Origin of the sequence: Lamprobacter sp. (assembly GCF_034860625.1) — a bacterium.
Classification (GTDB): domain Bacteria; phylum Pseudomonadota; class Gammaproteobacteria; order Chromatiales; family Chromatiaceae; genus Lamprobacter.
In genome coordinates this window covers 1-10,832 of sequence record NZ_JAYESN010000126.1, presented here as the reverse complement: position 1 = coordinate 10,832, position 10,832 = coordinate 1, and the positions used below count along the sequence as shown (strand labels likewise).

Sequence of the window (10,832 nt, the reverse complement as noted above, 5' to 3'; positions counted from 1 at the left end):
AGGCGGTGTTCAGCCAATGGCGATCCTGAGGTGTCCGATCGGCTCGGACGCTGGTTTGACCTTGATCTCGATGTCGTACCCAAGACGGTTCAGACAGTCCATCAGCTTGCGCTCGGACAGGTTGGCAAAGTCGCCGCGCAGCAGGGCCGATACCTTTGGTTGGGTGATACCCATGCGACGGCCGGCCTCTTCCTGCGTCAGGCCGAGATTGCGCACAGCACGGGTGATCTCGATCACCAGCCCGGACTTGATCTTGAGCTTCTCGGCATCGGGCAGGCCAAGGTCGGCAAAGACGTTGCCAGAGCCCGTTTCGACCTCGATACCGTCAATGATGCGTTTCGTCATCTCTCATCTCCCGTGCAAGCGTCTCAGCGACTTTTAGGCGCGCGCGAATCAACTCGATATCGCCTTTCGGCGTGGCGATCCCGCTCTTGCTCTTCTTCTGGAAGCAGTGCAGGACGAACACGGCTTCGGCGAATCGGACGGTATAGACCGCGCGATAGGTGCCATCGGCATCGTCTTCGACCACCTCCAGGACGCCAGCGCCACCGAAACCCTTGAGCACCTTGACCGCAGCGTGCTGCTCGCCATGCTGCGCGAAATCCAGTGCGTGACCGAAGAACTTCCGCACCTTGAGCGGAAGCGCCATCAAGTCCTTCTTGCTGCTCCCGATCCAGAGCAAGGTCTTCTCATGTTCTGCCATCCGGTCAACTATACCTGAAGAGGTATAAACGAGACAGAAGCGGATCGTCCGACCGTGGCGGCAATTCAGCTCACCCAGTCGCGCAGATGCCGCGCAGCGCGCCTTTAGCGACGCTCTATCGAGTCAGGGCGCATCCATCATCGCCGACTGCAGCCAAGCACTCGGAATGTGCGCAAACTCTCGGCTACCGGCGCCGCTTGGGATGCTGACGCCCTCGAGTACCGCACCTGGGGTGGCGGTCTCATTGACGGTGAGTAGCAAGAGAGACTGTGCCTGAGGGTCTTCCTGTAGATGACGACGCAGATCGCCGAGCCAGCTGTCGATCAGCCCGTAGCGGGCGATGAGCCCGGCATCGGTGAGGAGAACCGGATGGTTCATTGATTTCAGCTCGTCGGCCATCGCCGGCAGGACGCGGCGGACCAGCCCCTGCAGGCGGGACCAGTCAACACTGCCAGGATCGGCGGCATCGGCCTTGAGCACGACCTGCCAGTTGGGTGGATTGGCCATGCCGTCGCAGAGGGCGTGCAGATGGCGCAGCAGCAGCGCATCGAAGCTGAGAATTGCGAGCCCGAAGCTGTCGGCGAGATGCGCTTGCGCGCGTCGCCACAGCCGAGGACGCACCGACAGGGTGAGAAAGCGCGCCGAGTCCAGCGTGTTGCGAAGGGTCTGCTCGAAGTGCTTGAGCTCACGCGTGGCAGCGGCCTCAGCCCCAGCATGCTCTGTGTAGTGAATGCTGGTCTGGGTTGCCGCGGAGGTGCTGCTGCCATAGGTCAAGGCGCCGGCTTGGGGCAGGCAGTAGAACCCGCGCTTACCGGCGTGCTCGGCCTGCGGGTCCCAGACGAGGCCCAGGTCGAGGCCTTGCAGCAGGCTGTCGAGCTGGGGTCGGCCAGGTAAGGGTTCGGCCTGCGGATAGCGGCCTTGGATACGGTCCTGAACATCGGCCACAGAGAGCCGGGGGGTGCCGAGCAGCGCGCCCTGTGCAAGTTCGAGGCTGCGCGCGGCGGACATGCCCTTCGGGTAAAGTTCGGCGCGGCTGGAGAGGGCCGCGCCTTGCGAGGCAGCAACGGCCAGGCGCAGCAGGCGATGATTACTGAGGGCGGCCATCGAGTCCGGCGCGGGCAGCGCGCGGATGCGCTCGAGGGCGCGTGGGGGCGACAACAGCGGCTCCTGCTCGGCGCAGTCATCAGCGAGCTGCCCGAGGGCCTCGGCGTAGTCGGCTAGCGTTTCTCCCTGGTCCTGGGTGTCATCCGCAATCAGGACGCGCTGACCGCAGCGGCGCAGCACCCAGCGCGACGCCTGGTGTCTCCTTGGGCGGGCCAGCTCGGTTTCGATCGCGGCACGCACCACGGCCTGTCCCCACCGCTCGCGCGTCGGTGAGGGCTGCACCGAACCGCGGTGCAGCAACACGGCCTCTCCCAGCTCGACGGCCGTCATCACGCCGCCCTGATCCGTGAGCAGCAGGGCGATGTCGTGGCGTAGCTGGGTGATGAATTTGTTCTTGCCCCAATGGGTCAGGAGACGTAATTGCAGCTCCCGCGCTTGGCTGGATTCCAGGCCGAGGGTAGCGCCGACCATGAGCGGCGTTGGCCAATGCACGCTGTCCGTTGAGCGGCGCGCGTCGTCATCGAGACGACCGAGGTATTCGGTGAGAAAGCGTTGGCGGTCGGGGTCGGTCGCTTTGGTTGGCGGCGGCAGCAGGCTGCGCATGAGCTGGTCGACGCTGATTGAGAGGCTGTCGGCCTGGCCCTCGTTTAGCCCCGACGCGGGCGTCGAAGCTGGCCCCGAAGCGGACCCAGAGGCTGGCCCAGAGGCTCGCAAGAGGCTGGATCTATCCGACCGGTCAGGCTTGGGCATCGCCGCATTCGCTGCGAGGCGCCTTTGCAGGCTGGCGACCACCTCCGAGAGCTCGCGCCGGGTCTTGGTGCCGACACCCGTCATCCGGATGAGCTCGTTGCGCGGCAGCCGGATGAGCTCTGCGACGCTGTTGATGTTGAGCCGGCTGAGGGTCCCCAGGGCTTGGGCTGAGAGTGGCAGGAGGCCGATCTGAGTGTCGAGCTGGGCCTCTGCAATCGGGCAGCGCGCAGCAGAGGGGTCGGCAGCCGGATGCCGGGTGGACTCGAGGGTGGCCTGGTGGAAGAGCTGCAGCCAGGCGCGGCGCATGTCCTCGGCGTTGCCGAAGCGCGCCTTGACGTCGCGGGCCAGCGCGGTACGGAAGAATACGGTCAGGCCCTCGCGCAGACTGGGGTCGAAGACGGCGGGGTCGATCTCGAGCGCGCCTTCGATCAGCGGCGGCAGTCCGTCTGTTTCGGCCCAGTTGGGCAGCCGACCGGTCGCCATCTCGTAGAGGGTCAGGGCGGCGGAGAAGCGCTCGGCGTAGTCATCCCAGCGCCGGCGGCCTGGATCGCGGATGAAGGGGTCCGTGTAAGCCAGGGTGCCGGCGGTGAAGTTCTCGGGGCTGATGCCGGTGAGCGAGAAGTCGAACAGCACCAGATGCAGCTGACGGCCCTGTTTCACCAGACCGATGTTGGCCGGTTTGATGTCGCGGTGGGACAGCCCCTTCTCTTCCAGATGGCAGAGGGCACTCAGGAGGTCCTCGCCGAAGCGCTCGAGCAGTTCGGGCTGGATGGGGCCGAGCGCGCGCAGTCGCTCGGCCAGGTTGCCCTCGGCGGCATAGTCGAGCAGCAGCCCGGTGTGCCCCAGGAACTCCCGGGTCTCGTGGTAGGCGATGATGGCCTGATGCCGCAGCTTGTGCAGGGTCTCCCCTTCCTGACGCAGGCGGGCGTTGTGCTCGGGTGTGGCGGCGAGCTTGAGCGCCCGTTCCTGGCCCTGCTGATCGACGACGAAGGCGACCGAGCTGGCCCCGCGCCCGAGGCGCTTGCTGACCCGAATACCGCCCTCGAAGGTATCGCCAGGACGGGCCGCGGCCGGGTCGCTGCGACGCTCGCTATCCGGTCGGGTCAGCTCGTCCTCAACCAGGTTGAGATAGTCGAGAAACTCGACGGCTGAGCCAATGCGACTGCCGATGTCCGGGTGCGTGGCGTACTGGATCAGGTCTTGCAGCTCGCTTCCGGCGCCGTTGAGCGCGTCGGTGACCTGCAGCCCGCGACCGCGACTGAGCTTGTCTTGCAGCTCGAGAGCGTTCGCCGCTGGGGGCTGGCCGGTGAAGAGCAGATAGGCGATGGCGCCGAGCGAGAAAACGTCGAGGTAGACACTGTCGCTCGCCGCGCCGCTAAGGGCCTCGGCATGGGCCTCGAGCGCGAGGTAGGGACTGGCCTCCTCTTGGAGCACGCAGCTTAGATGGCTCAGCGCCATCGGTGTCTGGGTCTCGGTGGCCAGCGCACGCCGGGCGGTGGCCCAGTTCGCAATCTTTGCCGTCAGCGTCCCATCAACCCCGCGGCGCACGAGAATGCTCTGCGGGCTAAGCGCGCGGTGGTAGAGACGCTTGCCATGGGCAAAACGCACGGCCTCGGCGATCTGGCGCAGCAGGGTCAAGGCGTCCTGAGTGTCGAGCAGCTGCCCGGCTCCTTGCGCGATCAGGAAATGGTCTAGGCGCACCGCCGCAGGGTCGTGCTCGTAGACCAAGGCCGGCCCTTGGTCGTGCTGCTGATACTCGCGCGCCTGCAGGATGCCGGGGTGTTCGACGCCTTCAAGCAGACGGTGCTCGAGCCGTGCGGCTAGACGCAGCGTCTCAGCCTCGGGCTCGGGTCGGCTTAGGGTGAGGTAGATGCGAATGCGCCGCTGCACGCCGGTCTCACGATGGGTGGCGAGCCAGTCCTGGAAGTGATCGGCCTCATCGAGCAATTCACCGAGCTCATAGAGGCCGACACGGCGTGCCCGCATGGATTCCTTGATGCCGGCTTCTTCTAGCGCTCGCGCAACGGCTTTTGAGGTGGGCCGATCGAGCTTGCGGTACTTCCAGTCGTTATCGATCCGGCACAGCGCGTCGATGAGCGTCTTGCGGGTGCAGACCTGCAGCCGCGCCGGGCCTTGCAGCTTGTTGACGACGTTCTCGGCGGACAGGAAGACGAGGGTGTCGATGAACGGGATGCGCGCCTGACCCTGCCGACTCCCGACTTGGGCCGAACGCTGGCTCTCCAGCAATGACTTGAGCTTCTTGGCCTTGCGGTCGGCGAGCAGGCGCGGGTTGTCGAACACGCGGCGACGCCCTTCGTGGCTCCAGACCCAGGTGCCGGCGTCGCCGCTGATCTCGCCGGGATGGGACTTGATCTCGACCAGGAACAGGCCCTTGGGGGTCAGGACGAGGACGTCGACCTCGTTGATGGCACCGCCCTGGGCGATGAATTCGAAGTTAGCCCAGGCCCGGTAGGGCTCGTGATCGGGCAGCTGCGCCTTGAGAAAGGCGAGTGCCTCGCGCTCCCAGGCGAAATCTGACGGGGTGATCTGCTTCCAGAGCTTGTCCATGCAATGCGCGGCTTGACTGAGTTGGACACGACGATCGCACGCCAGGAGCCATCGTTGGCGTTCTTGGTTCGATGATAACAGGCAGATAGGCCGATTCGTCGTCGCGGCGCCCTACCCGTGCCCACCGCTAAGCGACTCGCTCGACGCAAGCGCGCGAGCGTGCTTTCCTGCGCAGACAGGACAGCAGCAGATCCTTGACCGTTATCGGAGAGATGCCAGCGCCGTCGCGGCTGAAGGGCAAGAGCACAATCTTTGCTTGTGTTCAGGTCTTCCATCACGGTCCTTTGGTTCATCGCGCACGATGGTGGTATTTCTTAAAAGAATTTTTTAAAAAATCTTTTATATATAGATTAAGAATAAGATTAAGAAAAGATTAGCGTGCGCAAAATTATTTTGTAACCCATTGAAATATAATAAATATACCAGAAAAATTTCAGCGTCATCCTACCTCAAAAACCGACTCTGTCTACTTCAATGCCTAGGTTGCTCTACCTCAAAAACCGAGTTCCTCTACTTCGATGCACGAAGAGTCTACTTCGATGCACGAGGATGGGACGTAGTGGGAGTGTGTCGCAAATCGGGCCGTTTATCCGAGACAACCGCCTGAGAGGAGGATCTACTTCAATGCACGAGTCTCCTACCGGCCAGAAATCAGTTTCAGACGACACTAGTGAGGGTTAGGGAGAACAGGCTCAGATGGTAGATCTACCTCGGTGTACGAATCATCGATGGGTTGATGTTGTCCCTGCATTGAGGCGTTATCTACCTCAATGCACGAACTTTACGCCGCTCAGCCCGACGGCCAGCAGGATTTCAGGCGAAATTGGCCACATAGGCGAAAGCCTGTCTGGGTTGCAGGCTGCCTACCTCAATGTACGAACGATCGATGGTTGATGTCGTCCCTGTGGTCACGGCATTGAGGGTAGGTGATGTCTACTCCAATGCACGAGGTTCCCGATGTTTAGAGATCAGGTTCAGACGACATTGGCGAGACATTGGGATGCGGGCGTGGTGGCAGACCTACCCCGATGTACGAGTCACATGAACGAGATCTGAGCCTCGCTCGATCTCGGCTTTTGATAGGAATCCAACGTCAAGTAACTCTTGTAACGAATCACGCAAGAGTTGGCGAAACTTTGATAGATCTTTGGTGGTCGATCCGCAGAGTTTCCTGATGGTTGCCGTCTTCATTGGGAGCGGACTGCGGTGCGTGTAGTAGAACGAGTGGAGCCATTTCGCGAGGGTGCCAAGCTCTAAACGTTGTTGCCAGTCGATCTGTGTGTAGGAGACATTGTCGAACAGCGCAGCGATGCGTGGTTCTAGTCGCACGGTCCAACTTCTTGATGGTGCACCGGAGTCCTCCTGTTTCCATGCGAAGTCACGGACTAATGAGCCTGAGTATCCGTGGTGGGGGCTACGCAGTTCTAATCCCGTTGCTTGGAGGCGAGTAATCGTCTCTTTGAGGCGTTCGTATGAACGGGAGTTCGTCGGCCATTTTAGTGCCTTTAGTATCGAGTGCGCGGTGAAACTCACCTCCTTGCCTAAGGGGGACACCCTTGCCAAATGAACCAGCTGTAGAAATACGTCCTCATCGTCTTGCCGCAGTTCCTCACCGGTGTAGGTGATCTCAATGCTTCCAAGCGACGCGATGACCATGGATTTTCGGTAGGCGCGAGGCATCCTAGCGTTGCCGACGGTAAATAGGGCGCCGCGGACGAGATCGTTTGGGATGCCACGACGAAATTCAGACCAAAGCGGTAGTTGCACTACCTTGTCCGTCGAGGACGTGGGCGCAGCCCGCTTCGGGAAAGACTCAGGGTTACGTTTTGCAACCGATGCTTCTAGTTGCGCAAGGGTCTTTTCTAGAGACACGCTCCGTGCACCTTTGGTTTGGTCGTTTATGTCTCGTTGGACGGTGGATCAGAGTCTCTCGATGACCACCCCAAAAACGCGCTAAGAAGCAGGTAAAACTGCCTTTAGACGTCGGCTGTACAGATCTATCCTCAGCAAAGCTTAGGCAATCCTGGCAGCCAATGCAACACCGTGGTATTTTTAAAGCATACGGTATGTTTTCTGGGGTGTATATGCACGTTATCGCAGTCGTTCAAAACAAAGGGGGGGTCGGCAAGACGACGCTCACGCGCGTTCTAGCGGAGTACTTCGCCCGTCAAGGGACGCGGACGCTGGTTGTCGATCTCGATGCTCAGTGCAACCTTTCGCGTCGGTTTCTTGACATGGAATATGACCCTGCTGATCCCGATGGGGTGTTGCCTCCGCTTCACCCTGACTTCGAGGGAGCTGGGGGTAGGAGCGAATGGTCAGGGCGGAGTTCGAGTGCGGATATCTTTTTTTCTGGAGAGGTTTATCCCTACCCCACTCAGTGGAACCCTTTGCTGGCTCTACCAGGACATGGCCCACGCCTTCGAGAGATCGAGTTAGTTCGATCAGAGGACGTCAGGGAAAGAGTTCATGACCGACTGCAAGAATTCTTAGAACTACAGGATGTGAAGGAAGCATTCGACATGGTGCTTATCGATACTGCACCAGCGAAAGGACCTTTGACGATCAGCGCCGTGCGGGCAGCAAGTCATCTGATTATTCCTACGACTTTGGAGCCACAACCGATCGAGGGTCTTTACGGGATGTTGCAACTGTGGAGGCGTGAGCACAGCAGTCGGGATGTAAACCGTCCGCTACAGATTGCAGCGATACAGCCGAATCTTTTCCGCAAGGGTGTCGCGCTGCATGAGGGGTTGTTGGATTCGCTGAGGAGCGATCAAGCACTGGCTTCTATGCTGTCGCCAGTCGTCTTGCACCAGAGGATCGCTTTCGCTGAAGCGGATCATCCAGAAGCCCGCCCAAAGAGCGTCTTTGATTTGAGCCCGAGGGATCTCGCGAACAAGGAGGTCCTTCAGTTCTGTGAGCACATAGAACAGCGTCTGGCTTGCTGAGAGGGACATCATGTCAACACCTAAAAAGTTTAGATTTGGTTCGACACCGGTTACAGAAGCGATAGGCGATGTCGTCCGTCGTGGTCAGAGTGGGAAGGGCGAACTCCACTATGACCGAGTGGACTTGGATAGGATTGAGCCGGACCCTGAAAATCCCCGGCAGCTGCAACTCACGGAGGATGAGTTTGCGAGGCTGTCTGATCCAGACTGGGTGCATTCAGCGAGGGCTTTAGATGAAGTTGACCAGCGTACGCGGCTGCTGTTGAGGTTGCGTGATCTGGCTGATTCGATGATCGAGAATGACGTGTTAGAGCCCATTCGAGTATTTCGGCATGGGAGTCTGTACCGAGTAGCCTATGGGGAGCGCCGGTACTGGGGAGCGCGACTGGCGAATCTCAAGAATATTCCAGCGAGAATTTCCGACCAGCGTCCTGCAAATGTCCGCACCCTGCAACTTGTGGAGAACTTGCACCGGGACGACTTGGACTTGGCCGCGCGGATGCGCAACGTGATCGCCGTTCTTGGCGAATTGGAGGCAGAGGGGGAAGCGACGACTGAGCGCTTTGGTCATCTCGTTGGCATGGGAGAGCGAAACGCCAGACGCTATTGTCGAGTTGCAATGGGGCCCCAGGATGTCCTCGACGCCGTATTGAACGAACGGGTCGTACGCGATCTCGCGGTTGCTGCATCTGTTGCATCCATTGTTGATGATTCTCGTCGGCTAGCCGTACTAGCCAATCTGCGCAGCGGCATGTCACTTGCGGATGCGTTGGCAGCTGTTGAGCGCGCGGTCGAATCTCCGAAAAAGCAGTCACGCGGCCGTCCCGCAACTAAAGTGACTTTGGGGGCGACCACAAATGCGGCTGTTGTTCGAGAGATCATGCAACGCGTTCTTGGGGATGAGGCTCTTCCGGACTTGGAGTGGGATGACTACCGATCCGTATCGAAGGCGTGGAAGGCTTTTCTCGCGGAGTTGGAGAGGTCATTGTGAAGACTTCTGTCCGTATGACGAAAGAGATGCAGTCGGCCCTCCGTGAGGCGGCACTATCTGAGTACGGAGCGAAGGGCAAGAGCCGATGGGTCAGGGGTGCCCTCAAGATGTTGTATTCGGAGGACCCTGCTATGACGAGCGTGGGCTTGGGTGAGGCACGCTTCGCGCCTGAGTGTTCAGAGCAGTTTCTTCTCTCGGAGGAAACGGCGGAGCTTCTGTCACAGATGGTTTCTCGTGTGCGGCGCCAGGACCCATTAGCTGAGGGGGTACAGTCGCAGGTGCTTCGTGCGGCCGTGCGTTGGAGGCTGCAGCGGACATGATGTCCGCTGGCGGAAATTGTGTTTTAAAATATTAATTTTAAAGATAATTTCCCACTCGTGAATTTTATAAAAAATAGAGCCCGCAACTTCAGTATCAATGGTCCAGCTCAGTCTGCCTGACGCAAGCCTCAGGGGCGTCGTCGCCATGCGCTGCGTTAGCGACGGCTGCTTGGAGTGCGGCGTTCTCAGCCCGCGCCTCGGCCAAGGCGTCGCGTTCTGCGGCCAGTAGTGCCTCGCAATGCTCAGCGCGCACCTGGCCTTGCATGGCGGATGTCTGTGAGCGCTCAAGCCGCTCGCGCAGTTGCTGCAGTTCCTCTTCGATGACGCTTTCGCGCGCCTCCGCGCGCCGAACCACCTTCTGGCTTTCCTGGAGGTTCTTGAGTAGCCGTTCCTACTCGAGCCGAGCTGTTTAATCGATGGCTCTGAGCTTGTCGCTGAGCTGATCGCGTTCCGCGCGAGCCTCTTCGGCCATGCGCACATACTGCTGTTCCTGACCGGTCCAGTATTCGCGTTCCCGGGCCTGTTCGATGCGCAGTTCCTCGAGGATGACCTTGCCCTGATCGACCTGCTGCCGCAGCCCATCGCGTTCCGCCTGGTGGAGCGCCTGCACCTTCTCAAGCGCGAGCGCATGCGCGTGCTGTTCATCCTTGAATTCCTGCCGGATCTGGTCGCGCTCTGCGCGTAGGGTCTCGATGGCGCGTGCCCGCTCATCCGCCAGGGCGGCCAGGCGATCGCGCTCCTGATCGGCCTGCTGCGCCTGATCGAGCGCCGCCTGTTGCGCCGCACGGGCTTCGGCCAGCGCCTGTTCGATCTCCGCACGCTCGTCGTTCAATCGCTCAAAGGCGATTTCCCCTGATGGAACCGCAGAAATCCCCCGCCACGACTGGGCTGGAAGGCGATTTTGGATTTCACGCGGATGGCTACATGGTGACGTGTAGGAGGTTCAGTATCTGTTCTTGCTCTGGTGTTGGGGTGCTGTTCTGATCGAACTCAGCGCCGTTGACCGCGACTCTGTTGCGCGTGATCTGCGCCAAGCAATCAATCACCCCCCCGCGGAATGTCCATTTTAGATCGTTTCACTGACTTTTTCTTCAAGGTGCGGGCCATGGCCGTGTCCTTCTGGTTGATCCGTTCAGTTCATGATTTCGGTATTAGTGAGGCCTGTGGATTTGCCCTCGACGAGGAACAGGCGGACGCTGCGGCCGATGGTATCGGTCATCGGGCCGCGCTCCGTTGCAGACAGATGCTCCGCAACAAGCAGCCGAGCATGACACCGCTTGTGTCGGTCTTTGTCCTTGCGGTTCTAACCATCAAGCCATGTTCCTAGATCAATGCTCCTTGGGCCAAGGCGGCACTTAAAGGTCTGCAGGCAGTATAACTGCGTGCCCACCACTGTAGGTGTTAGCGCTGCACAGGGATAGCGTTTCAGCGAGCGCTTGCTCAGA

At 60.2% G+C, this 10,832-nt stretch carries 9 protein-coding genes; 3 read left to right on the top strand and 6 right to left on the bottom strand.

The genetic code is table 11. From position 1 onward, the window contains the following. Positions 1–9: 9 nt before the first annotated feature. The 4 genes from VBE63_RS20965 to trfA all read right to left on the bottom strand — a co-directional run bounded on the left by VBE63_RS20965 (position 10) and on the right by trfA (position 6,997). Positions 10–345 carry a helix-turn-helix transcriptional regulator gene (locus tag VBE63_RS20965; protein ID WP_323684968.1) on the bottom strand — a complete coding sequence of 112 codons (336 nt, stop codon included), beginning with the start codon at positions 343–345 and terminating at the stop codon, positions 10–12. Further along, complete coding sequence (locus VBE63_RS20960) at positions 326–703, bottom strand: type II toxin-antitoxin system RelE/ParE family toxin (protein WP_323684967.1); 378 nt, start codon at positions 701–703, stop codon at positions 326–328. The genes VBE63_RS20965 and VBE63_RS20960 overlap by 20 nt, the downstream gene beginning before the upstream one ends. 123 nt (positions 704–826) lie before the next feature. Next, positions 827–5,125, bottom strand: coding sequence for a BREX system serine/threonine kinase PglW (gene pglW / locus VBE63_RS20955; protein ID WP_323684966.1), 4,299 nt, complete (start codon positions 5,123–5,125; stop codon positions 827–829). A 1,020-nt stretch (positions 5,126–6,145) separates the two neighbouring features. After that, on the bottom strand, positions 6,146–6,997 hold the full coding sequence (trfA, locus tag VBE63_RS20950; RefSeq protein WP_323684965.1) for a plasmid replication initiator TrfA: 852 nt from the start codon (positions 6,995–6,997) through the stop codon (positions 6,146–6,148). A gap of 161 nt (positions 6,998–7,158) precedes the next feature. On the opposite strand from trfA, the gene VBE63_RS20945 reads away from it, so the two are divergent. Next, on the top strand, positions 7,159–8,076 hold the full coding sequence (locus tag VBE63_RS20945) for a ParA family protein (protein WP_323684964.1): 918 nt from the start codon (positions 7,159–7,161) through the stop codon (positions 8,074–8,076). 10 nt (positions 8,077–8,086) lie between these two features. After that, positions 8,087–9,067, top strand: coding sequence for a ParB/RepB/Spo0J family partition protein (locus tag VBE63_RS20940; protein ID WP_323684963.1), 981 nt, complete (start codon positions 8,087–8,089; stop codon positions 9,065–9,067). A gap of 414 nt (positions 9,068–9,481) precedes the next feature. Here the strand turns inward: VBE63_RS20940 and VBE63_RS20935 are convergent, their stop codons facing one another. Beyond that, positions 9,482–9,742, bottom strand: a complete 261-nt coding sequence (locus VBE63_RS20935) for a hypothetical protein (protein ID WP_323684962.1) — start codon at positions 9,740–9,742, stop codon at positions 9,482–9,484. A gap of 54 nt (positions 9,743–9,796) precedes the next feature. Continuing rightward, positions 9,797–10,219 carry a hypothetical protein gene (locus VBE63_RS20930; RefSeq protein WP_323684961.1) on the bottom strand — a complete coding sequence of 141 codons (423 nt, stop codon included), beginning with the start codon at positions 10,217–10,219 and terminating at the stop codon, positions 9,797–9,799. 225 nt (positions 10,220–10,444) lie between these two features. Between VBE63_RS20930 and VBE63_RS20925 the strand changes: the two genes are divergently transcribed. Then, positions 10,445–10,714: a hypothetical protein gene (locus VBE63_RS20925; RefSeq protein WP_323684960.1), complete on the top strand. Its 270-nt coding sequence runs from the start codon at positions 10,445–10,447 to the stop codon at positions 10,712–10,714. The last annotated feature ends 118 nt before the right edge of the window (positions 10,715–10,832 follow it).